This window comes from Lunatimonas lonarensis (assembly GCF_000390185.1).
GTDB lineage: Bacteria > Bacteroidota > Bacteroidia > Cytophagales > Cyclobacteriaceae > Lunatimonas > Lunatimonas lonarensis.
The window spans coordinates 59,781-83,446 of record NZ_AQHR01000061.1; the positions used below are offsets into that span (position 1 = coordinate 59,781).

A 23,666-nucleotide genomic window follows, 5' to 3' on the forward strand; every position below is an offset into this window, starting at 1 on the left:
ATTTCCCGATACTACCACTTTTGTATTATTTTGGGTTCAAAGGCTTGATTTGCTTGAAAAAACCAGCCAATTACCTATTTTTACTTCCCGTCATAACGTTCGATTACCAATGAATAAGCCCTCGTGCATCCCCTCATTCCTAGTTATAGTTACCTTTGTCTTTTTAGCTTCCTCAGCCGTGGGACAGACCTGGGAAGTGTTCGATAACGACTATAAACTTTTGCGTAAAATAGAAAATGGGAACCTGAGCTATTTGGGAAACTCATTGCGGGTCAATACGCTGAATAGCCATATAAGCCTTCTCAGTCAGGATTACGAGTCCTTTATTACCATCGAAAATACGAAGCTAGTCCGGTTTATGGAACCTTGGATAATCATTTCGAAGGGAGATAAACAGGGAGCACTTCATGAATACGGTGACTTGGTTTTCCCCCCGGAATACGACCAAATTGAATCCTTTTTTAATATATTGATGGGTAAAAAGGGATCCATGTACTCTGTGTATGATCGAGGGACCAAACAAACACGGACGTATGGCCCTTACGAAACGGCTCGTCTCGCCAGTAACGGACAGCTGATTGCCAAAACACCTCAGGGATACCTATTGCCATTTTCGCAAGATCCTGATCGCCTTTATATGGATCTTACCGATGTATCCGGCAACGTGATCATTGCAAAGGAACCCACCGGATATGGTCTAATAAACCGCGATGGCGATTACATATTGGATCCTATCATCGATACCATGGAATACCTAGGGGACAATCATTTCTTTGCCCACGATGGAAACCAGTATATGCTTATAAAGGCGCAAACAAATACGGCCGATATCAAATACACCAGCTACCATCGGATCGCCATGGAAAACGGGGTTCTGCTCGAATACATACACGGCAGACTCCGGCGCATCATGAAAGGGGATGGCATATTGCTCGACGTAGTGGGCATGACAGAGGTAAAGCCCGTAGAGGGCAACCATTACAACGTTTTTTTTCGGGACCAGAAGATCGGGTTATTGAACCCAAACGGAAAATGGGACGTACAGCCATCCTTGAACATTCGGGAACTTTTGCCTGGAAATCAGGGACTGTTTGGTGCGCTTATCAACGGAAAATATGGTTTTGTCAACTCGAGCGGACAGGTCGTAATTCCTGCGCAGTTTGATGAGGTCAAACGCTTCTCAGATGGATTGGCTGCGGTAAGAACCGGATTTACCTGGGGTTTTGTTAACCTTAACGGGGATCTGGTGGTTACCTCCCGCTATGATCGGGTTGGGGATTTCTTTAGGGGTATGGCCATCGTATTGATGTCGGGCAAGTTCAACCTGATCGATCGGGAGGGAAAGGAGCTCTTACCTGAGTTTTACGACCGTATCAGTTTGACAACCGATGCCTATTATCTCACTGAAAGAAACGGCAGCTATGGGATGATCAATCCGATCGGCGTAGAGATTGCTCCTCCCATTTTTGAAGAAATCCGCCGAGAGGAGTTTGATAGAATCCTTGTACGCTATCAAGGCCGATACGGAATTATGCGCGAAAACGGAGATTTTTCACTGCCCCTTTACTACACTAGCATTCTTTTTGACGAAAGCAATAAGAAAATCCTAGCCCGTCATCAGGAGTCCCTGATGCAGGAAACGCCCGATATCGGAAAGAAAAGACCGCAAAGGCGACCCAGATAAGGCCTACGATGGAAACCTGAATAGACAAACCCAAAAACCGGCCCTGAGACGCCCCCAAACCAGAAATTACTGCCCCATGAAATGGGATACTCGAAGGCGAACCAAAAAAATCCCCGAGGATTGGTTCCCCCGGGGATCAACACCACACTACCCATCTAACAAAAAATCACCCTGTCTTTAATAAAATCTCTCAATTGCCAATCAAGCTGCAATAATTACGAGGCATATCCAGTGAGTGGATGTAGCTTACGTCACCTTTTAGCCTTTTCAGATCTAATTATTTCGTGCACACTGTTGAGGTAGAACTCCTTTTCCGCTGTGTCCTCAGCCTTTTTTACCAATACCACAAACTGCTTGAGAATAGTATGCACCTCTTTTTCCAACTCCCCCCGCATGGGCATCTTTCCGTTATTTTGACTGCCTCCCTTCGTCTGAAACAAATACTCTTTAAGGAGCTTCAGAATTCCCAAATACCTGTAATCCTCCCGCCAGGCCAGATAGTCCCGTAGATATTCCACAAGTATTCGCTTGACATCGCCAACGCTGGAAACCTTACATTTTTTGGCCTCTTCTGTAGCCTCCCGGATATGATCCATGCTGAGGCAGATCACTCCGTGGTGTTCGTTAATGTGCGGATCAATTGTACGGGGCATAGAGAGATCCACGATCATCGTAAAATCGGTTCTTTGTCGCGTCATAACCATCTGCCTGGTGATCAACGGCTCGGATGAATGAATCGCAGAAAACACAATGTCATGGAAAAATAACCGATCTCCAAGCTCAGCCAATTCCCGAACTTCGCCTTGGACACATTTGCTTTGGAAAAACCCGATGGCCTTGGACACGCTTCGATTGTAGACCGTAAGTTTACGTACACCTCTTGACAAAAGGTGACGCACAAGCTGCTCACCCATCTGTCCAAAACCAACCACTGCCACATTTGGCGAAGAAAAGATCGACAGGTAATCGGACACCATTTCCACAGCCGCATGGGGCACGGAACTCACGTGTCGTTTAAATCCCGTTTCGTTGGCAATTCGCTTATTGGCAGAAAACAAAAACTGAATTAACCGATGTAAGTAAGGCCCCACAGTTTCCTCCCTACAGGCAAAAGCATAGGCTCTCTTAAGCTGATTGATCAGATGGGCATCGCCGAGAATTTGCGACCTAAGCCCTACTGCCACCTCTCCAAAATACTGAAGGCTGTTTTCCTGTTCACGAATCACCCTAAAGACCTTATGAACCTCACCAAAAGCAACATGCTTGACTTCGGCCAAGAGCTGAATTACAGCCGCTATCTGCTTTGGAGACATCCAAGCGACAACTTCTGTGCGGTTGCAGGTGGATAATATCATCCACTCCTGCATTATACCCCTGCTTTTGGCCGCCATATCAAAGGTTCGAATATTCGCATCGTCAAAAGAAAACTTTTCCCTTATACAGACCTGCGCTTCTTGGAAGGTTAAACTAAAAACAATAAGTTGATTCATGACTCTTTGGGATTATAGCATGTGGAACACTTTAGCCGAATCGGGCTACCTAGGCTACTCAGAACCCCAAACAAACAAAGGGACTGAGGAAGGTTTCGCATGTACACCATTACGCTTGGATAATTGCCCCTCTGAGTCCACTACTGTTGAGGATCGCTCCAAATTCCAAGATAACCTCCATCGGAACTCCATTTTCGAGTGCCCCCTCCACTACCGCCTCCACAAACAAGTCATAATCCTCAGCTGTAATCCTTCCGGTCATTCGGGCATTTGCCACCGGATTGTGTGCATCCGCCATATTCATCCCTCCATAGCCAATGTTCTGAGAGCCGATGTTCGCTGCGAGGAAGTCACTGAAATCCTTGACCAATTGCTGAAATCCCGAAAAGTTTCCACCACCAACCTCCGCGAGAAGGACCGAAAAATAAGGCTGAAGGTCATCGTATTTTCCACCCTGATTGGTAGCTATCACCAGTACTGTACTGGTAACTACTTGACGAAGGGCAAGATAGCCGACCTCCACAAGCGCCCCTTCGCGGTCGGGATCTTCTATCAAACCAGAACCTCCCAACCGGGTGTACAGATCAAGTTGCTCTCCTGCACCTCGCTGCACAATCGGTCCGCGGAGGGACTCCAAAAGCTCTCCCACGGGGCCAATTACAGCCTGGGAGGTAATACCCGCCTGGGCGGCACCTGCTACTACCGCTTGAATAAAAAGATCATAATCACTGTCATTGACAAGGCCATTCATGCGGGGGTTTTTGGCGGGGTCGTGTGCATCCGCCATGCTAAGGCCTCCATATGTAAAATTCTTCGCCCCGGTAGCCTGTGCAAGTAGGTCTGTGAAATCTGACACCAAAGTGGTAAAACCCGAAGTTTCTCCCCTTCCAACTTCCGACAAAAGCACACTGAAGTAAGGTTGAAGATCGTCATAGGCACCACCGTCATTGGTTGCGATTTCCATCACCGTATTGATCACGACCGTTCTTAAATTCAGGTAACCTTGCTCCACTTGCTGGCCCGGATTGTCCGGATCGCTTACGCGCACCTCCCCGCCAAACAGCTCTGCATAAAAGCTATCATCTATCTCTGGAATCATATCCATCTTCTGGTCATCGTTACATGCTGCAAGCATCACAAAGGCTAGACCCGCCATGAACATTTTCATTGTTTGTCCCATCTTCTTGTTTGTTTAAATTGGTTTATGTTGATTTATTGTTTGGCAAATAAATTTTCAAAGAATTCTCCTACCCGGTATATAAAAGAATCTTTACTAATTGCTGGGCAGCTGCTCGCCAATTCTTCGGCGCTGGGGTGATACCTGAACGCGGACACCTGAAAATGATCGTAAACGGATTGTATGATAGCCTCTGATGACCATTTGTTTTGATCGTACAGGCAGATAAAGAATCCAGCTTCCTGGTTGACCCGAACCTCCTTAATCCCCTCTTGTTGTTTGAATACGCCCGAAAACATGGCTCCTGTTTCTGTATCCAGCTCTTGCTCAAAAACAAATTTGCCCATGGCAAATGCTGATCCCTTACGATCTGCCCCGGCGGTGACCACATAGATATGTGCAGCCATCACAGCCACAGAAACTGCCGCCAAAACCCATACACCGATTACGATTCGCTTTACTATCATGTCTTTTCTTGATTTTGAAGAGACATACGGAGTAAAACCAGTAATCGGATTTTGCAGGCCAAAAAAAATGAGCTTTTTTTGACGGGAAAAATCCGCGCTATTTCTAGTTACCTTCCTCCCTAATCGATACCTCGCGGTCGAACTTAAAGAAGATCCCGCTTAAGGATGTGATTGCCGCAATCACGAAAAACACCACGCTGAAGGCTACTGCGGCATTTTTATCGATGCCCACGTAGCCATGCGCATACACAAAAACCAATTCACGGGCCCCCACACCGCCTATGGTCAAGGGAAGCACAGAAACAATGCTGGAAATCAAAAAAACCAGTAAGTAGGTAGTTTCCCTATCTTGAATTCCCAAAGACCTCAGAATAAAAAAAGCACTGAAAAGCTGCAAAATTTGGTTCAACGCAGAATAGACGGTGGTTGAAACAATACTTCCCATAAAGGCTTTGAAAAAGAGAATCATGGTCAGGTAAAGCCCAACCGTGACCAGCACCATTCCCAAAGAGCCTACCAACGATTGAGAAAGCGGAAAGGGCCATTCAACCTCCACTACTGCCATCAATGCAAACAACAAAAATACCAACACGGCCAGTCCGTTTCCCCGGTCTAAAACCACCGCTTGCAGAAGCTGCTTCACCGGAGTCTGAAAACGACGCTTGAGGAGATATACCTTGTATCCGTCTCCTCCGATGCCGCCCGGCAGAAAAAGATTATAAAACATCCCAATGGCGTAGAGCTTAATGTTTTGCCATTCGGGCATGTACACGCCAATATCCCTAAAATAGCCATTTAGGCGGAAGGCGCAGAATATTTTGGATGCCACAAAAAACACAAAAGCCAAACCTAGCCAGCTCCAATCTGCACCGCTGATCACTTTCCAGGTGGTCTGGGAATCGATCTTGGAGAGAACCAAGAAGACTGCTACAGCCGTCAACAGAAGTTTTATCAGTAATTTGACGGGCTTGCTATTCACCTTTGAAGATTTCTTTGACCCGGTAGGTCTTCTTGTCCTGAGATTCGAAATACGTGCGCACGATGATCTCTGCAATGATGCCGGTAGTAATCAACTGAATCCCCCCCAGCAACAAAATAAACCCAACCAGCAATATAGGCCTTCCCCAAATATCTTCCCCAATAATTTTCAGAATAAGCAAGTAGATATTGACTAGCACTCCGAGAAAAAACGCCAACAGTCCCGCTGTTCCAAAAACATGGATGGGGCGTTGAAAATACTTTTGGAAAAAAAGCATCAGGATCAAATCCGCCATCACCTTAAAGGTCCTTCCCATTCCGTAATTCGAGCTTCCATGAATTCGTGGGTGATGCTTTACGTCTATCTCCGTCATCTTGGCCCCCTGTTGCTTGGCCAATACGGGAATAAACCGGTGCAGCTCGCCATAAAGCCCCATATTTTGGGCGATTTGGGCTTTATACACCCTTAGCGTACAGCCATAATCGGAAAGAAACACCTTGGTCGTGTTGCGTATGACCCAGTTGGCAATTTTACTTGGCACTTTCCGTAGCACAAACCCATCCTGCCGGTTCGCCCTGCGTCCGGCTACCACGTCCCAGTTTTCCGACTTGGCCTTTTCCAGCATGATGGGAATATCGCTGGGATCATTTTGCAGATCGCCGTCCATAGTGGCCAGGTACCGACCGGTGGCTTGGTCTATGCCCGCTGCCAATGCGGTGGTCTGTCCATAGTTTCGGTTAAAAATAAGGAGTGACGTACGGTCGTTTGCCAATCTCTTAACTTCACTAACCGTTCTATCCACCGAGCCATCATCAACCAAAACCAGCTCATAGTCCAAGTGCTGAAGCGCATTGTAGGTTGCCTCAAGCAGTGGCTGAATGTTCCTTTCCTCGTTGAATACGGTAATGACGACTGAAATCTCCGGTGTGGGCATAAAAATTAATTTCCGTAAAATTAGGCTATTTTGACAGGGCAGACAAATCCAAGATCGGCGAACCTCCACCTATCGTCCCTGACCATATATGCCAACCTATTGAATGAAGGAATAATAATCCGTATATTGAGCTCTTTATCGGGTACCCATCGTATCCAAATAATCGATCAAACCTTTATTAACCGATAACCAAAACCATCCATGAAATCAACCAAACGTAGGGACGCCCTTAAAACCTTGGCTGTGGGAAGCGGCCTAGTCCTGTTAACCCCGGGTGTCCTAGTTTCCTGCTCCCAAAAGTCCGAAAAAACCACGGCCCAAGGGGACGCTCCTCCCTCGAAGAAAAGTAAAGTCGGTGTGGCGCTCGTTGGGCTGGGTTACTACAGTACCGACCTCCTAGCTCCTGCTTTACAGCTGACCAAAGACTGTTACCTTGCGGGCATAGTTACGGGAACCCCTTCCAAAGCAGACACTTGGAAAGAAAAATATGGGATTCCTGACAACAACATCTACAACTACGAAAACTTTGACAGCATAAAAGACAATCCCGACATAGATGCGATCTATATCGTATTGCCTCCTTCCATGCATGAGGAGTATGTGATTAGGGCAGCCAATGCAGGAAAGCACGTTTGGTGTGAGAAGCCGATGGCGGTGACTGCCCAGGAATGCCAGAATATGGTTGATGCTTGCAAAAAGAATGGGGTTCAGTTAACCATTGGCTATCGGCTGCACCATGAACCCAACACCCAGGAATACCGAAAAATCATCAATGAGGGTAAATTGGGAAACGTCAAAAGCTTGAAATGTGCTGCAGGATACCGGGAAAACCGCACCGATCATTGGAAACAGAAAGCAGAAATGGGAGGTGGCGTAATCTACGACATGGGAGTCTATGCTATACAGGGTGCGCGTTGCGGAACGGGAATGGAACCCATAGCGGTGGTGTCGGCAAAAACCATCTCTACCCGTCCTGAAATATACAAGGATGGTTTGGCTGATGTCGTGGAGGCGACACTGGAGTTTCCGGGAGGCATATTGGCTGAAATAAAAACCAGCTTTGCCGAAAACACTAATTTTCTCACGGTGGAATGCGAGGAGGGAACGCTTGCCATGGAGCCGTTCTCTGCCTACGCAGGCGTGAAGGGAAGCAGTCCCTTGGGCGAAATAAACCATCCCTATGAAGTCCCCATGCAACAAGCCATGCAAATGGACAACGATGCGAGGTCTATCCTCGATGGAACGCCCCCCCTGGTGCCTGGAGAAGAAGGGCTACGGGACATACGCATTGTAGAGGCCATTCTCGCTTGTGCGAAAACCGGCCAGCGGGTTCCGTTGGTTTAACTTTTCAGAAAAAAGGTCCGACGACTACGCAGGGCCTTTTTTCTTTTAATAATTTTGACACATGGATCAGTGGGTAAAAGAAATCAGGGCATTTGAATACTACCTCAAGATAGAACGATCCCTAAGTCCAAACTCGATTCTGGCTTACAAACAGGACATCGAAAAGCTGTATAAATTCCTTCAAACGGATTTTGAGGGAGTCGCCCCCACGCAAGTAACGTTAGAACACCTGAGGCAATTTATCACTACGCTGGGGTCACTACAGATTTCCGAGTTTTCCCATGCGCGAATCCTTTCCGGCATCAAGGCATTTTTTAAATTCCTGATCTACGAGGACAAGATTTCGGAAAACCCCGCCCAATTATTGGAGTCTCCCAAACTTACCAGAAAGCTTCCCGAAACGCTTAGCTATGAGGAAATTGTGCGTCTTCTCGAAGCCATCCAACTCGGTGAGCCCGAAGGCCATCGTAACCGGGCCATGCTTGAAATACTCTATAGTTCGGGCCTACGGGTTTCGGAGTTGGTGGATTTGAAAACGAGCCAAATTTATGAGGAAATAGGCTTTTTGAGGGTTTTGGGCAAGGGCAATAAGGAACGGCTGGTACCGATGGGCTCCGATGCCAAAAAGTATCTGAAACTGTATCAACACGAAGTGAGAAACCATCAACCTGTAGCAAAAGGGCACGAAGACTTTGTTTTCCTTAACCGGCGGGGCAAAAAACTAACACGGGTCATGGTTTTTTTGATCATTAAAAAACTGGCAAAGGAAGCGGGTATCCGTAAAAATATCAGTCCCCACACCTTTCGCCATAGTTTTGCCACCCACCTTGTGGAAGGAGGTGCAGACCTACGGGCCGTTCAAGATATGCTGGGGCATGAAAGCATCACCACCACCGAGATATACACGCATCTGGACAGGGATTATTTAAGGCAGGTACTCAATGACTACCACCCTCGCAAATAAGCCAAGGAAACGATATTTCTACGGTCTTCTTGACGAACGCTTGAACCTCCCGGTCGATATAAATACCAAGAAGCAATACCCCTTTTTCGCATTAAAACCATAATTTAGCAGTTTGAAAAAAACATTAGCCGCGTGTATAAATCTATCCTCAAACCGATTCTCTTCAGCCAATCCCCGGAAAAGATACATGAAATGACTTTTTCGTGGATCAAAAGGACGTTTGGATTGCCCATTATTGGACCAGCAATCGAGAGCGCATACGGCTTCGACCACCCTACACTGGAGCGGGAGGTTTTTGGGGTAAAGTTTAAGAATCCCGTTGGCCTAGCGGCAGGCTTTGACAAAGACGCCAAAGTGATCGACCATATGGCAAAGCTCGGTTTTGGCTTTATCGAAATCGGTACCCTAACCCCAAAAGCCCAGGAAGGAAATCCCAAGCCCAGGTTGTTTCGCCTTCCTATGGACGCTGGATTGATAAACCGCATGGGTTTCAACAATGGCGGAGTAGAGGCTGCTGTGAAGCGGCTTAGGGAAAGGAAATCCGATATTGTCGTAGGTGGGAACATCGGTAAAAACAAGATGACGCCCAATGAAGACGCCGAAAAGGACTACCTATACTGTTTGGAAAAGCTGCACCCGTTCGTGGATTACTTTGTAGTCAACGTGAGTTCGCCAAACACGCCAAACCTTCGGGACCTCCAAGAAAAAGAACCACTCAAAAGACTGCTGGCTGCGGTAAAAGCGGCGAATGATGCAAAAACCAAACCCAAACCTATCCTGCTAAAAATTGCACCTGATCTTACACAGGGTCAACTTGACGATATCGTGGAGATTGTTTTGGAAACCGGTATTGCCGGGGTGATCGCTACGAACACCACCCTGAACCGGGACAATCTGGCCACCGCGACCGGACAACTTACGTCAATAGGCGCGGGAGGGGTAAGCGGCAAACCGCTTAAGGATCGGAGCACGGAAATCATCCGATATATTGCCGAAAAAAGCGGCCATAAATTCCCGATTATCGGTGTAGGGGGAATTTTCTCCGCCTCAGATGCACTCGAAAAGCTGGAAGCAGGGGCATCGTTGGTCCAAGTTTACACAGGCATGATTTATGAGGGGCCAGGACTGGTTAAAAAGATAAAGAAAGGGCTGGTTCGATTTTATCAGAATTCTTCCCGGTAAAATTCACTAATTTGGCTAACGTTATGATCCCTGAGGCGGATTAAAAGAGATTAGATGGCGGCAAATACCTACAAAAAGAACACTTTCAAAAAGAGCCCAAAGGCCTCAGAAAGCCCAAAAAAGGCTCCTAGAAGGTTTAATATGGCTATTCTTAAGGATAAGCGATGGGGTGTTTCCATAGGGGTTGCATTAATTTTTGCGGCGGTTTTCTTGATGTTGGCATTTCTCAGCTATCTTTTTTCCGGTCAATCCGACCAAAGCGTGGTCGTTCAAAGCGATGGCGGGCCTGTCTCAAACCGAGTGGGTGAGGTAGAAAATTGGCTGGGGTATACCGGTGCTTGGCTTTCCCATTTATTTATTTTCCGATGGTTCGGATTGGGAGCCTTGTTTATCCCTCCATTCTTGTTTCTGGTAGGTTTTCGGCTGTCATTCAAAAAAAACCTCCTATCTCTGGCGAGGTACAGCTCATTGGCCCTGTTTTTCATGATTTGGCTTGGGTTATTGCTGGGATACATTGTCCACATGATCGATGAGGTCAGTTACTTTGGTTTCCTAAGCGGTGGTCTGGGATACGAGCTTGCTTTACTTGCCGATGGGTTTTTGGGTTGGGGCACCCTCATCGTAGTGTTTGCTTCGTTGTTGATTTTTATCATTTTCTTCTTCGATATAGATCGACTGCATTGGTTTACAGTGTCCAGCGAACCCATCCTCGAATCAGAGGAAGCCACAATTGGCAATAAAAGAAACATCTCTCAAAACCGCTCAACCTTCGACCAAGACGAGGAGGAAGCAGATAATGAGGGTGAAGATAGCGACGAATCGTCCGATACGTCATGGACCGTTAAGACCAATGAAATCAAGCCAGCAAGCCAGCAAATCGATTTATCCCTTTCGGTAGAACCCTCCGAACCGCCTACCCAACGGGAAAGAACACCACGGAGTGAACCGGAAGTACCCGCTGATAATTTTTCCGTGCATGTCTCCTCCGGGGAGGAGAAAACAGCTGACAAGGTCGCCAACCTTGCCCCCTATGATCCTACCCTAGACCTGCCAAACTACCAGTACCCCACCTTGGATCTGCTTAATGAGCACGACCATCAGCGTGTAACGGTCAGCCGCCAAGAACTGGAGGAAAACAAAAACAAGATCGTTGAAACACTTGTCAACTTTAAAATTGGGATTCAGGAAATAAAAGCAACGATTGGCCCTACGGTTACGCTTTATGAGATTATCCCCGACCCCGGCGTCAAGATCAGTAAAATAAAAAACCTAGAAGACGACATCGCCCTGAGTTTGGCGGCCTTGGGCATTCGTATCATCGCTCCCATTCCAGGTAAAGGAACCATTGGTATCGAAGTGCCCAACAAAAACCGGGAACTGGTTGCCGCCCGCTCTGTCTTGGGTACAGAGAAATTTATGCACAGCGACAAGGACCTTCCGGTTGCCTTGGGCAAGACGATCTCCAACGAAGTATTTGTCCTAGACCTTGCCAAGATGCCCCACCTACTAATGGCCGGAGCCACCGGGCAGGGGAAATCCGTAGGACTAAACATGATTTTGGCGTCGCTGATATACAAAAAACACCCGTCCCAACTAAAACTGGTATTGGTAGACCCCAAAAAGGTAGAACTCACACTTTTCAATAAGATTGAAAGGCATTTCCTTGCCAAACTGCCCAACTCGGAGGAAGCGATTATCACGGATACCAAGAAAGTTATCTACACACTAAACTCTCTGTGCATTGAGATGGATAACCGCTACGATCTTCTGAAAGATGCCGGCTGCCGAAACCTCAAGGAATATAATTCAAAATTTATTTCGCGAAAGTTAAACCCTGACAAAGGACATCAGTTTATGCCTTATATTGTCTTGGTCATTGACGAATTAGCGGACTTGATGATGACAGCGGGGAAAGAGATCGAAGGACCGATTGCCCGCTTGGCGCAGTTGGCGAGGGCTATTGGCATCCACTTGGTAGTGGCTACCCAGCGTCCTTCGGTAAACGTGATCACTGGTATTATTAAGGCCAATTTCCCCGCGCGGCTGTCCTTTCGGGTAACCTCCAAGATAGATAGCCGTACGATTCTGGATGCTGGCGGAGCGGAACAGCTCATCGGGATGGGAGATATGTTGCTTTCCATGGGCTCAGATGTCATCCGATTACAATGTGCATTCCTAGATACTCCTGAGGTAGACGCGGTCTGCGATTGGATAGGTGAACAGCGTGGCTACAGCAACGCTTATCTGTTGCCCGAATTTGTAGGAGAAGAAGGAGAGGGGGGCTTAGGTGATATTGATCTGGCGGAACGTGACCCGCTATTTGATGAGGCGGCCAGATTGATCGTGCGACACCAACAGGGAAGCACCTCACTGATCCAACGAAAATTGAAACTTGGATATAACCGCGCAGGTAGGATCGTTGACCAGCTGGAAGCAGCAGGCGTAGTGGGCCCATTCGAGGGAAGCAAAGCCAGAGAAGTGCTTATTCAAGACGAAAACAGTTTGGAACAATTATTGAACAGCTTATAAAAAGAAATCCTCGACAGATGTTTAAATCATCCATTTTAGCCAGTTGCCTGATAGCCGCGTCTTCGTTAGGCTCTTTTGGTCAAAGCGACCAGCGGGCACAGACCATTTTAACCGAAGTTAGCGACCGATATAAACAGCTGAACGGTTTCAAAGCTACCTTTGAATACACCTACTCCACAGATTCGGATGGTGTCATACAGACCAACACCGGGGAGGTATCGGTAAAAGGAGACAAATACCGGCTTGAACTGGACGACCAGATTATTTACAACGACGGAAACACCGTATGGACTTATATCAAAACCAGTAAATACGAGGAAGTCACCATCAACAGCGTGGATAAGGATAGCGACGAGCTTACTCCATCAAACATCTATACCATTCATCAGAGAGGATATACAGCTAAACTGCTAGGGGAGAAAAATCTAGACCGTAGGCCGGTCTACGAGGTTTTACTGACCACAAACAAAAAGAACTCCCAAATAAAAGAGGTCAAACTTTACATCGAAAGAAACCAAAAAGATTTGATAGCCTGGGAGATCAAAGATGATGTCGGCGGTATATTCCTCTACAAGTTTAAGGAAGTGCGGAAAAACGAGCCGCTTCCTGACAACTATTTTGTATTTGATTTCACCTCACATAGCAAAGTAGAGATCATCGACCTTAGATAATTCCTGTTTCTCCGTTTTTCCGCGCTTATAAAACTCATGAACAAAAGCCAGCTAGTTGAACAGATTAGGCAAAAGCAATCCTATTTATGCGTGGGATTGGATCCTAGTCTGGAAAAAATTCCCTCCCATTTATTGAAAGAAAAGGATCCGGTATTTGCGTTCAACAAAGTGATTATCGATGAAACTTTGGACTTTGCCGTTGCTTACAAACCCAACACGGCATTTTATGAAGCTTTGGGGCCGAGCGGCTGGGAGAGTCTGGAGAAAACGTTGGAATACCTGCCATCCTCCGTGCTAAAGATCGCTGATGCAAAGCGAGGTGATATCGGCAATACCTCTACCTTGTATGCAAAAGCATTCTTTGAAACACTAAAGGCAGACGCCATTACCGTAGCACCCTATATGGGAAAAGATAGTGTGGCCCCATTTTTGGAATTCGAAGGGAAGTGGGTCATTTTGTTGGCACTTACTTCCAATACAGGGAGTTTGGATTTTCAGCTTTTTCAGGATACGTCCGGCACACAATTGTTTGAAGAAGTATTGAAAAAGAGCCAGACCTGGGGTACCGTTGATAACCTAATGTATGTAGTTGGCGCTACCCGAGGCGAAAAGATTGCCGACGTTCGAAAAATCATCCCCGATCACTTTCTGCTTGTACCGGGAGTCGGCGCACAGGGAGGTTCTCTACAGGATGTCGCCAAGTATGGGATGAATGATAACGTAGGTTTGTTGGTGAATTCCTCGAGGGGCATCCTATACGCCTCTTCCGGTGTTGATTTTGGCAAAGCTGCCAGGAACGAAGCCCATAAATTACAGGAGGAAATGGAACAAAGCCTCCAGGAATATGGCAGGTAGCCCTGACCGAGACTCTTAGTATACACCTATTGATCGCGTCCCTTCTTTTTGAGTAAAGGGTTGCAATATTTATTTTTTTTCTATAATTTAATCGTGTACTTTTAACGGATTTTTTATGACTGCATTTAAGGAAGATTTCCTTCATTTGGTATGGAAATACCAATACTTCGACACGAGAAACTGTCTTTCAGAGGAAAACGCTGAAATACAGATCGTCAAGATTGGCTTTCAGAACCATCACGAAGGCCCTGATTTCAAGGAAGCGCATATCCGGATCGGTCAGGTAGACTACCACGGTCACGTGGAGATCCACTTAAAATCCTCCGATTGGAAGGCCCACGATCACCAACAGGACCCCTCCTACAACAGCGTAATTCTGCACGTGGTCTGGGAACACGACATGCCAATACAACGGAAAGATGGAACAAGCATTCCTACGCTGGCTTTGCGCGGAAAGGTATTCTTGGATGTGGTACGTAACTACGAACGTCTTCTGGCATCCAGCCGCAAAATACTTTGCAGCGGCCAATTGGAAAGCATACCGGAAATACTGAAGTTTTCGATGTTGGAAAAATCGCTAATAGAGCGGCTTGAAGAAAAAAGCCAGCGGGTGCTGGACATGTTGGCCGAAAACAACCAAGATTGGGAAGAAACCACCTATCAATGGCTTTTTTGGAACTTCGGGTTTAAAACCAACCAACACGCTATGGTCAAACTCTCCAAGACAGTGCCCTACAAAATTCTAAAAAAGCACATGAACCAGCCATCTGCCCAAGAGGCGATCCTCTTTGGCCAAGCGGGATTTCTCGGATCCTACTCGGAGGGACTTTTCCCTATGGGTAACGCGGATGGATACGTGGACACCCTCGTTCGTGAATATCGTTTCTTTCAAAAAAAATACGGACTAAAGCCGGAGATTTATCCGTCCGAATGGCGATTCATGGGCGTAAGACCAGCCAACTATCCCACGATACGCCTGGCCCAACTCGCGGCAATAGTGGCACATGGCCCGAGCCTATTTTCTGCCGTGACTCAAGGCACATCGAGTCTAGCGGATTTTCATCAGTTTCTAGACCGACCCGTATCCCGATACTGGCACAGGCACTATCACTTCGGTAAAGCCTCAGAAACCATCTCGAAGAGAAAAATAACCCCTTCTATACTGGCCTTGCTTGGCATGAATTTCATGGTACCCCTCTGGTTTGCCTATGGGAGATTCCTTGACAATTTCGATTGGCAGGAAAGGTGCTTTGCCTTCCTACAGGAGATTCCGGCTGAATCAAACAGCATTATCGGCAACTTTGAAAGGATTCAATGGAAACCGTTACAGGCATTTGATTCGCAGGGTATGATGGGATTGTTTAACCATTACTGTAAGGAGAAAAGATGCCTTGATTGCAAGATTGGGCAGGCACTCCTTCGCCCTCAAAAAAAATGAATTTTGGTAACAACCTAGTTTTGCCGTAATTTTGCCTTTCGGAATTCATTCGGCTCTGAAAAAAACAGGCGAGATGGATGAGTGCAAAAACAGGAATTAGAACCAACTGATGGACTCTCCAGATAACCGGAGTGAGTATAGGCCCGGAGACGAACTACTGATACAAATAAATGGAAAAGCCCGTAATTATCCTAGGAGCAAAGGGAATCGCTCACCCGGCACTGGAAATCTTCAACAGCCACAATGTGATCGTATACGGCTTTTTGGACGAGGACGCATCTCTGCACCAAAAAGAAATCAACCACGTTTCTGTACTGGGCAGCACGGAGGACGACGGTTTTCTTAAGCTTATTGGAAAAAAGTGCGAGGCCTTTGTAGCCGTAGATGATCCAACCTACAGAAAGTACTTGGTAAAGCTACTCAATGAACGGCGAAAAATGCAACCCATCAATGCCGTGCATAAAACAGCTTACATTTCTACAGACGCTGCCATCGGCCATGGTAATTTCATCAACGGCAAGGTAAGCCTAGGAGCAGGTGCTTCGGTTGGAAGCCACTGCATTTTCCATTCAGGTGCCGTCTTGGAACACCTGGTTGAGGTGGGAGATTATGTTCAGGTAGGGGCAGGAAGTATCATCAATTCCGGGGTAAAGATTGGAGAGGGAGCATTTATCGGATCTGGTGCCATCATCGTCTCAGGCGTAAAGATCGGAAAAAACGCCCGGGTGGGTGCAGGATCTCTGGTGATTGCCGATGTGGAAGAAGACACCACGGTTTTTGGTAATCCCGCTAAAAAATTAGATTAAAATCACATATGTGCGTTCAATAAATTCACCAAAACACCCTGCTTGAAACAGGGCTTAGGTTATGGAAGACGAAAAATACCTTATTCTGCTTTATTATTGCTATGCGGACATCCAAGACCCAGAGGCATACCGCGAAGAGCACCATCTATTTTGTATTGAAAACAACATCAGGGGCCGGATCATAATCTCCTCCGAAGGACTAAACGGGACAGTTTCCGGACTGGAATCTGACTGCCATCGGTACATGGAGTACATCAAATCGGATACACGGTTTGCCGATACCGAGTTCAAGATAGACATGCATGACCGACATGCATTTGCAAAAATCCACGTAAGGGCAAAAGATGAAATCGTGCACTCAGGTTTACGGCACCTGAATCCCCGCAAAAAGACTGGAAAGCACCTCGAGCCCCTGGAGTTCCGGGCTATGAAAGATCAAGATGATGTGGTGATTTTGGATGTGAGGTCTGACTATGAGCACAAATTGGGGCATTTCAAGAATGCGCTACGACTGGACATAGAAAACTTCAGGGATTTTCCCGAAAAGGTCAAAGAGCTGGAACACCTTAAAAACAAAAAAATACTCACCTACTGTACCGGCGGGATAAAATGTGAAAAAGCCTCTGCCTTTTTGCTGGAACAGGGTTTCGAGGATGTGTATCAATTACACGGAGGCATCATCAAATACGGCATGGAAGCCGGGGGTGAAGACTTTGAAGGAAAGTGTTATGTTTTTGACAATCGGGTGGCGGTGGATGTCAATACGATCAACCCGACCGTTGTCTCTACCTGTCACATATGCGGCACCAAATGCGACCGAATGGTAAATTGTGCAAATCCGGTGTGCAATATCCACGTACCGATTTGTGAGTCCTGTGGATGGGAATACCAAGGAGCCTGCTCCTCGGAGTGCATTGATCATCCAGAAAAACGGCCATATGACGGCACCGGTTATTACCAGAAAAACACGGTAGGCTACAATCCTTACAAGGGATTTTACCGGAAGTCCGAAAAGCAACCCAGTCCCTGTCAGGCCGATGATAATTCCTGAGTCCGAGCTCATCATCAATAGCGACGGAAGTATCTACCACCTGCATCTGAAGCCGGAACACCTCTCCGATCGGATCATCACCGTCGGAGATCCCGATCGTGTTCCCATGGTATCGCAGTATTTTGAAGAAATCGTATATACTGGCAGGAAACGGGAGTTTGTCACACACACCGGATATTATAAGGGAAAGCTTCTTTCGGTAATCAGCACTGGCATGGGAACCGACAACATTGAAATTCTCATGACGGAACTAGATGCGCTGGTTAACGTAGACCTGCAAACCCGTATACCTAAGCCAGCGCATACTACCCTAAAAATCGTCAGGGTAGGTACTTCCGGAAGTATGCAATTGGGTCTCCCGGTAGATAGCCTATTAGCATCCTCGTATGGCGTGGGCTTGGATTCCCTTATGACGTTTTATCCAATCAGCTACGACTCCAACGAGAAATCCATTGCTTCCAAGGTGCAGGCCAGGCTCAAATTACCTTTTGTCCCCTACTGTGTCAAAGGTTCCGAATTCCTGATAGATCGGTTGGCGAAGGACCTTCGGCAGGGCATAACCGTGACCTGTCCGGGCTTTTTTGCGCCGCAAGGACGCGAGGTTCGCATCAAACCCGCCCTCCCGGACATGATGACGACCTTATCAGAATTGTCGTTCGAAGAAGGTACACTAACTAACTTTGAAATGGAAACTGCCGGCTACTATGCGATGGGCCGCCTACTTGGACACGAGGTGCTGAGCTTGAATGCCATTGTGGCCAACCGAGTTGAGAAAACTTTTTCCCAAAATGCGGATGAGGTAGTGAACAGACTCATTTTATACGCCTTGGAAAATTTTTAACTGTCACACTGACATATATTTTCACCTTTCCTTTTAGCTATTCACCGTTCATCCCGCTGCATTTTTTCTTCACATAAAAGCCAAGGAGCAAGGGCCAGGCGGCATATTAATTGTATATACATATACACCGAACAATTTGATTTATAAGGTGTTCTAATTTTACACCGAGGTTAGTCAAGCGACTTCTGCCGATGGAAATTCGCAACAGAACCTCCCAAAGAACACTCTTTAGAAGCCAGCCGATTAGCTGTTGTTCCTTCTGTGTAGCCAAAATTTTAATGCCATGACTAGATTTACGTGTACTTTCCTCCTTTTTTTAACCCTATTTCATGCCCAAGCCCAAGACATCTCCCTGCAAGGAAAAGTGACCGAAGAAAGTACCGGTCAAGGGTTGGAGTTTGCAAATGTAGCCCTGCTATCGCAATCAGATTCCTCCGTTATCGCTGGCGGAATGACCGATTTGGACGGGAGCTTTGATTTCGTATCCAAACCCGGTCAATATATCCTTCGGGTAGGGTTTATCGGCTACGACACTCACTTCCAAAACCTCATGCTGGGAGAGCGTAGAACGGTGAATTTGGGCAATATCTCGCTTCGATCCGATGCCGCAAACCTACAGGAGGTAGTAGTAGAGGGTGTCAATTCCATCTTTGAATCCGACATAGATAAGAGAAGATACGATGTAGAAAATAGCGTAGTAGCGGAGGGCGCCACCGCCTCCGAACTGTTGGAAACCTTACCTTCTATACAAGTAGATGACGAGGGGGGGATAAGTATGCGGGGAAGTGGCGATATTTTGATCTACATCAATGGCCGGCCGTCAAATCTATCCGGAGACGATGCCGAATCTATCCTGGCCCAATTCCCGGCAAACAGCATAAAAAGTGTGGAATTGATCACCAACCCCTCCTCTCGGTACGATGCCGCCGGTGTGGGGGGGATCATCAACATCATACTCAAGAAAAACGAAAAAACGGGGCTAAATGGGCAAGTAAATGTATCCGCAGGCACAAGAGACAAATACAATGCTGGAGTAAACCTCAATTACGGTGCCGGCAAAGTCAACTACTATGCGGCTTACAATTACCAAAACAGAAGGATGTTTAGAGAGTCAGACGCATTTCGCGAAAACCGGATAATTGGCGTTTCTCCATTCCTAGATCAAGATTCCTATGGTGAAAGTGTGGACATCAACCACCTGCTGAGGGGAGGTATAGACTACAATATCAATGAAAACCAAACCATAGGTTTTTACGCCCAAGGTAATTTCCGAGACCGAACTGGATTCAACAACCTCAATCAGCGCAGCCTCAACAGCCTAAATCGACAGGACAGCCTGTTTGTTAGAAACCAAAATGACACCAGGGAAAGCTTTAATGCTGAAACCGGCATAACCTATAACTGGGATATCGATACATTGGGACAACGGCTTTTCACCTCCGTATCCTACTCCAGAGACGAACGCACCCAAATAGAAAATTACGAGCAATTGTTTTTCAATGAATCAAACGAAGCCGTACCTGCAAACAATCTGCAGCAGATCAACACCGTACCACAGACGAGCGACCTCTACGTACTTCAGCTGGATTACATCAAGCCATTTCGAGATTGGGGTAGCCTAGAAACCGGATTGAAGGGTACATTCTCTCTCTGGGATCGGAGTCAGGAATTTATGCAGGGCGACCAAAACAACGCATTCATCCCAACACCCATTGACTCCATCAGCGACGGCTTTATCTTTAACGAGGATGTATATGCCGCCTACATGAGTTATCGCAACCGGGTCGGCAAAGTAGGTTTCCAAGGGGGTCTTCGGGGCGAATACACCGAGACGACCGGCACGCAAGCAAGCAGATCAGAACCCTTCATCAATAATTACTTCAACCTGTTTCCGAGCCTGTACCTATCCTATGAGTTGGGCCAGGAGCATGAATTTACCGCGAACTACAGCCGAAGAATCAGCAGGCCCAACATGTGGTCGCTATCACCTCTGTATCAGGTGCGTGATTTGTTGAATCTAAGCGTGGGTAATCCTTTTCTACAGCCCGAATTTACCAATAGCTATGAGTTTGGCTACATGAAGGGGTTTGAGAAATTCCTTTTTAACGCAACAGTATACCACCGAGCCTCTACCAACGTACATACCCGGGTCATTCGCTTGACAGATAACAATGTAGCCATCCAAACCCGAGAAAATGCACTGCGCAGAAATGCTACCGGACTGGAAGTCATCAACCAAATGCAGTTGACCAACTGGTGGGATGCCACCGTATCCGGCAACTTCTTTTATTCGGAAATCATTGGCGATAACATAGAACAGGGCTTCAACAACAGTAACTACAGTTGGACGGTCAGTTTGCTCTCCAACATGGCCATTCCCAATCTGTTCACCTTTCAGGTACAAGGAAACTACCGGGGTCCGATCGTGCTGCCACAGGGACAAATCGAGCCTTTTTGGGGATTGAATGCAGGTATTCGGAAAAACATCATGAATGATAAAGGCACAATCAGTGTTAACGTAAGTGATATCTTCAATACGCGAATCTTCCGGATCACCAACGAAGACAACCGATTCGTACAAGAGCGGGTGTTCAACCGGGAAACCCGCATAGGGACCATCGCCTTTTCATATCGGTTCGGTGGATTTAAAGAAAAAAGAAACGGCAGGGAAAGTCGGGATGACGACTTTGATGACGGTGATTTCTAAATAGGATCGTAGGTAACTAGAAGGAACTGGAAGGATTCAATCTATCCCTTCCAGTTCACTTAGCTCGAGCCATCGTAGTTCGAGCGTGCCAAGCTCATGCTCTATCTCTTCTATTTCCTTAGATAATCGAAGTATCAATTCATGGTCTGCACCTGCCAAACTCAGTTCTGAGACCAACGATTCCTTTCTTTTCTCTAAATCTTCCAGGGATTCATTTAACTGGGCAAACTCCTTGACTTCTTTAAAGGATGCCTTTCGGGCTGCCGATTTCACTTCAGTGGCCGATTCAACCGCTGCAGGGCGCTTTACTTCGACCTTTGGTTCTTTGGCCTCGGTCTTTTTTTCCTTCTCATACTCCCTCAAATCAGTGTAATTTCCGGGAAAATCACTGATCATTCCATCACCCTCAAAAACGAAAATATGCTCCACAAGCCTATCCATAAAGTAACGATCGTGGGATACGATAAGTAGGCAACCGGGAAATTGATCCAAAAAATCCTCCAGCGTATTCAGGGTAACGAGGTCCAGGTCATTGGTAGGTTCATCCAAAATCAGAAAATTGGGGCTTTTGATCAGCACCATCAACAACTGAAGGCGTCGGCGCTCTCCACCGCTCAACTTGCCGACGGGTGTATATTGCTGTTTGGGAGGAAACCCGAATTGTGTTAAAAATTGGCTTACCGAAATGGTACTCCCCCCTGCCAGGGTCACTACCTCCGCCACATCCTTGACGATATCGATCAATTTTTTGGCATCATCAAAGGCCGTCTCCTCTTGCCGATAATAGCCAAAAGAAGTAGTTTCTCCCACACTGATTACACCACTGTCCGGTTTGATCTCCCCCATCAACAACTTCAAAAAGGTGGTTTTCCCCGCACCATTCGGGCCAACAATGCCGATTCGATCCCCCCGTTTGAAGGTATAACTGAACTTATCCAAAATCAGCTTGTCTTCGTAGGATTTGGACAGATCCTCTATTTCGATGATTTTCTTACCAAGGCGGCTCGTTTTTACCTCTAAGGTAACCTCCCGATCATCCTTCTTTCGAAATGCCCTTTCCTTGGTGGCTTCAAAAGCATCTACGCGATACTTGGCTTTTGTGCCTCGGGCTTTTGGTTGCCGCCGTATCCAATCCAGCTCTTTCTTGTACAGACTCTTTGCCTTTTCCTGCTCGGAAAGCTCTACCTGCTTTCGCTCCTCTTTTTTCTCCAAAAAATAACTGTAACTCCCTGCGTACCTAAAAATTCGTCCCCCATCCAGCTCAAGGATTTGGTTGGTTACCTTTTCCAGAAAATACCGATCATGGGTCACCATCAAAAGAGACAGGTTAGCTTTGGATAAGTATTCCTCCAGCCATTCGATGGTCTCAAGGTCTAAGTGGTTGGTTGGTTCATCCAATAACATCAAATCGGGACGCTCCAGAATGGCCTTGGCAAGTGCTACCCGTTTTCTCTGCCCCCCGCTGAGTTCACCTACGAAAACTCCCGTATCATGTATTCCAAGTTTGCCCAGTACTTCATTTACCTGTGACTCATAATCCCAGGCTTGGAGGGCATCCATCCTTTCAAAAATCGACTGAAGCCTTTCTTGATTATCTTCGCCACGCTGGGAAGCCAGCATCTCGTGCTGATATTCTTTGACCACCTGTAGGGTCTCATTGGTGGTATCCTCAAAAATGGCCTGCAAAACCGTCAAGCCTGTACCAAACACAGGATTTTGATTGACATAGGAAACCTTGACGTGCTGTTTGACGGCAACATTGCCTTCGTCAGCCACCTCACTTCCCATGATTATTTTCATGAGAGTGGATTTCCCGGCACCATTAATCCCAACTAGGGCAACCTTCTGCCCTTGATCAATTCCAAACGAAATTTGCTGAAAGAGCATCCGCTCCCCGTAGGCTTTAGTCAGGCCTTCAACTGATAGGTAATTCATGCATCAAAATTACCAAAACTTTCTCAGCAATCCCGTTTACCTTCTTATTTGATTAAGACATTGACGGCATTGGCCACCGCCTGAAACGCTTCCTTAAGGTATTTTATCGATTCGGAAATTTTCGGTTCCATTTCTTCCCGTTTATCCTGGAATTTTTCGTTGTAATAGGCCTTTTTGGCTTCAAATTCCTCCTCTAAGGAATCTCTTTTCGCCTTCAAATCTTCGATCTTTTCATCCAGCTCACCTCTCAATTCTACGGACGCATCTGCGGCCTTTTTGATTAAATCTTCAATTTTCTCCCCTACATCTTTCAGAATGTGTTCAATTTCCTCGAATGAGTTTCGTGAATTAGCCATTGTAAAGCTTTTTTAGATCGTAAATAACCAATAAAGATAATTAAAATACCCTGCTACTCCAACCTATTTTAGAGAATGAATCAGGATGAATTTCCTTTACCTAACGCACCATATCTAAATAAAAAGGATATATGCTCCGCGATATTGAATTGCTATATGCTTTGCGATATACACTTGGCCATAAACGACAAAAGCCCCCGGATTGCTCCGGGGGCCCTGTTATAATGTGGCGGCGACCTACTCTCCCGGGTGTAAC

The 23,666-nt window shown here is 46.6% G+C and carries 19 protein-coding genes; 12 read left to right on the plus strand and 7 right to left on the minus strand.

Annotated features, from left to right (window positions below; genetic code table 11):
• Positions 1-109 precede the first annotated feature (109 nt).
• A complete protein-coding gene (locus ADIS_RS10465) occupies positions 110-1,684 on the plus strand; it encodes a WG repeat-containing protein (protein WP_035805551.1) in 1,575 nt (524 codons plus the stop codon).
• Positions 1,685-1,935: 251 nt separating this feature from the next.
• Here ADIS_RS10465 and hemA read toward each other — a convergent pair whose 3' ends face one another.
• From hemA to ADIS_RS10490, 5 genes are all read right to left on the minus strand, one after another.
• Positions 1,936-3,174: a glutamyl-tRNA reductase gene (gene hemA / locus ADIS_RS10470; RefSeq protein WP_010854458.1), complete on the minus strand. Its 1,239-nt coding sequence runs from the start codon at positions 3,172-3,174 to the stop codon at positions 1,936-1,938.
• Between the two features lie 109 nt (positions 3,175-3,283).
• Positions 3,284-4,354 carry a globin family protein gene (locus ADIS_RS10475; protein WP_010854459.1) on the minus strand — a complete coding sequence of 357 codons (1,071 nt, stop codon included), beginning with the start codon at positions 4,352-4,354 and terminating at the stop codon, positions 3,284-3,286.
• Positions 4,355-4,386: 32 nt separating this feature from the next.
• Positions 4,387-4,818, minus strand: a complete 432-nt coding sequence (locus tag ADIS_RS10480; protein ID WP_010854460.1) for a hypothetical protein — start codon at positions 4,816-4,818, stop codon at positions 4,387-4,389.
• Positions 4,819-4,921: 103 nt separating this feature from the next.
• Positions 4,922-5,797, minus strand: coding sequence for a lysylphosphatidylglycerol synthase transmembrane domain-containing protein (locus tag ADIS_RS10485; RefSeq protein WP_035805554.1), 876 nt, complete (start codon positions 5,795-5,797; stop codon positions 4,922-4,924).
• Positions 5,790-6,731 carry a glycosyltransferase family 2 protein gene (locus ADIS_RS10490; RefSeq protein WP_010854462.1) on the minus strand — a complete coding sequence of 314 codons (942 nt, stop codon included), beginning with the start codon at positions 6,729-6,731 and terminating at the stop codon, positions 5,790-5,792. The genes ADIS_RS10485 and ADIS_RS10490 overlap by 8 nt, the downstream gene beginning before the upstream one ends.
• Positions 6,732-6,932: 201 nt before the next feature.
• Between ADIS_RS10490 and ADIS_RS10495 the strand changes: the two genes are divergently transcribed.
• From ADIS_RS10495 to ADIS_RS10545, 11 genes are all read left to right on the plus strand, one after another.
• Positions 6,933-8,075 carry a Gfo/Idh/MocA family protein gene (locus ADIS_RS10495; protein WP_010854463.1) on the plus strand — a complete coding sequence of 381 codons (1,143 nt, stop codon included), beginning with the start codon at positions 6,933-6,935 and terminating at the stop codon, positions 8,073-8,075.
• A gap of 61 nt (positions 8,076-8,136) precedes the next feature.
• On the plus strand, positions 8,137-9,039 hold the full coding sequence (xerD, locus tag ADIS_RS10500; RefSeq protein WP_010854464.1) for a site-specific tyrosine recombinase XerD: 903 nt from the start codon (positions 8,137-8,139) through the stop codon (positions 9,037-9,039).
• A 132-nt stretch (positions 9,040-9,171) separates the two neighbouring features.
• Complete coding sequence (locus tag ADIS_RS10505) at positions 9,172-10,221, plus strand: quinone-dependent dihydroorotate dehydrogenase (RefSeq protein ID WP_035805556.1); 1,050 nt, start codon at positions 9,172-9,174, stop codon at positions 10,219-10,221.
• A gap of 54 nt (positions 10,222-10,275) precedes the next feature.
• On the plus strand, positions 10,276-12,750 hold the full coding sequence (locus tag ADIS_RS10510; RefSeq protein ID WP_010854466.1) for an FtsK/SpoIIIE family DNA translocase: 2,475 nt from the start codon (positions 10,276-10,278) through the stop codon (positions 12,748-12,750).
• A 17-nt stretch (positions 12,751-12,767) separates the two neighbouring features.
• A complete protein-coding gene (locus ADIS_RS10515; protein WP_010854467.1) occupies positions 12,768-13,421 on the plus strand; it encodes a LolA family protein in 654 nt (217 codons plus the stop codon).
• A gap of 36 nt (positions 13,422-13,457) precedes the next feature.
• Entirely contained in the window at positions 13,458-14,276 is an 819-nt protein-coding gene (gene pyrF / locus ADIS_RS10520; protein ID WP_010854468.1) for an orotidine-5'-phosphate decarboxylase, read from the plus strand.
• 115 nt (positions 14,277-14,391) lie between these two features.
• Positions 14,392-15,714, plus strand: coding sequence for a DUF2851 family protein (locus ADIS_RS10525; RefSeq protein WP_010854469.1), 1,323 nt, complete (start codon positions 14,392-14,394; stop codon positions 15,712-15,714).
• Positions 15,715-15,884: 170 nt separating this feature from the next.
• A complete protein-coding gene (locus ADIS_RS10530; RefSeq protein WP_010854470.1) occupies positions 15,885-16,520 on the plus strand; it encodes an acetyltransferase in 636 nt (211 codons plus the stop codon).
• Between the two features lie 61 nt (positions 16,521-16,581).
• Positions 16,582-17,571: an oxygen-dependent tRNA uridine(34) hydroxylase TrhO gene (trhO, locus tag ADIS_RS10535; RefSeq protein ID WP_010854471.1), complete on the plus strand. Its 990-nt coding sequence runs from the start codon at positions 16,582-16,584 to the stop codon at positions 17,569-17,571.
• Positions 17,558-18,412, plus strand: coding sequence for a nucleoside phosphorylase (locus tag ADIS_RS10540; protein ID WP_010854472.1), 855 nt, complete (start codon positions 17,558-17,560; stop codon positions 18,410-18,412). The genes trhO and ADIS_RS10540 overlap by 14 nt, the downstream gene beginning before the upstream one ends.
• 283 nt (positions 18,413-18,695) lie before the next feature.
• Positions 18,696-21,119 carry a TonB-dependent receptor domain-containing protein gene (locus ADIS_RS10545; protein WP_010854473.1) on the plus strand — a complete coding sequence of 808 codons (2,424 nt, stop codon included), beginning with the start codon at positions 18,696-18,698 and terminating at the stop codon, positions 21,117-21,119.
• A gap of 36 nt (positions 21,120-21,155) precedes the next feature.
• Here ADIS_RS10545 and ADIS_RS10550 read toward each other — a convergent pair whose 3' ends face one another.
• Both ADIS_RS10550 and ADIS_RS10555 read right to left on the minus strand, forming a co-directional pair.
• Positions 21,156-23,054 carry an ABC-F family ATP-binding cassette domain-containing protein gene (locus ADIS_RS10550; protein WP_010854474.1) on the minus strand — a complete coding sequence of 633 codons (1,899 nt, stop codon included), beginning with the start codon at positions 23,052-23,054 and terminating at the stop codon, positions 21,156-21,158.
• Positions 23,055-23,098: 44 nt separating this feature from the next.
• Positions 23,099-23,410: a hypothetical protein gene (locus tag ADIS_RS10555; protein WP_010854475.1), complete on the minus strand. Its 312-nt coding sequence runs from the start codon at positions 23,408-23,410 to the stop codon at positions 23,099-23,101.
• Between the last annotated feature and the right edge of the window lie 256 nt (positions 23,411-23,666).

Coding starts and splice junctions, on each gene's coding strand:
- ADIS_RS10490 (WP_010854462.1), bottom strand. CDS start 6,731: ATGCCCACACCGGAGATTTCAGTCGTCATTACCGTATTCAACGAGGAA.
- ADIS_RS10495 (WP_010854463.1), top strand. CDS start 6,933: ATGAAATCAACCAAACGTAGGGACGCCCTTAAAACCTTGGCTGTGGGA.
- ADIS_RS10555 (WP_010854475.1), bottom strand. CDS start 23,410: ATGGCTAATTCACGAAACTCATTCGAGGAAATTGAACACATTCTGAAA.
- trhO (WP_010854471.1), top strand. CDS start 16,582: ATGGAAGACGAAAAATACCTTATTCTGCTTTATTATTGCTATGCGGAC.
- ADIS_RS10465 (WP_035805551.1), top strand. CDS start 110: ATGAATAAGCCCTCGTGCATCCCCTCATTCCTAGTTATAGTTACCTTT.
- ADIS_RS10530 (WP_010854470.1), top strand. CDS start 15,885: ATGGAAAAGCCCGTAATTATCCTAGGAGCAAAGGGAATCGCTCACCCG.
- ADIS_RS10480 (WP_010854460.1), bottom strand. CDS start 4,818: ATGATAGTAAAGCGAATCGTAATCGGTGTATGGGTTTTGGCGGCAGTT.
- ADIS_RS10475 (WP_010854459.1), bottom strand. CDS start 4,354: ATGGGACAAACAATGAAAATGTTCATGGCGGGTCTAGCCTTTGTGATG.
- ADIS_RS10545 (WP_010854473.1), top strand. CDS start 18,696: ATGACTAGATTTACGTGTACTTTCCTCCTTTTTTTAACCCTATTTCAT.
- ADIS_RS10515 (WP_010854467.1), top strand. CDS start 12,768: ATGTTTAAATCATCCATTTTAGCCAGTTGCCTGATAGCCGCGTCTTCG.
- ADIS_RS10550 (WP_010854474.1), bottom strand. CDS start 23,054: ATGAATTACCTATCAGTTGAAGGCCTGACTAAAGCCTACGGGGAGCGG.
- ADIS_RS10510 (WP_010854466.1), top strand. CDS start 10,276: ATGGCGGCAAATACCTACAAAAAGAACACTTTCAAAAAGAGCCCAAAG.
- ADIS_RS10525 (WP_010854469.1), top strand. CDS start 14,392: ATGACTGCATTTAAGGAAGATTTCCTTCATTTGGTATGGAAATACCAA.
- pyrF (WP_010854468.1), top strand. CDS start 13,458: ATGAACAAAAGCCAGCTAGTTGAACAGATTAGGCAAAAGCAATCCTAT.
- xerD (WP_010854464.1), top strand. CDS start 8,137: ATGGATCAGTGGGTAAAAGAAATCAGGGCATTTGAATACTACCTCAAG.
- ADIS_RS10540 (WP_010854472.1), top strand. CDS start 17,558: ATGATAATTCCTGAGTCCGAGCTCATCATCAATAGCGACGGAAGTATC.
- hemA (WP_010854458.1), bottom strand. CDS start 3,174: ATGAATCAACTTATTGTTTTTAGTTTAACCTTCCAAGAAGCGCAGGTC.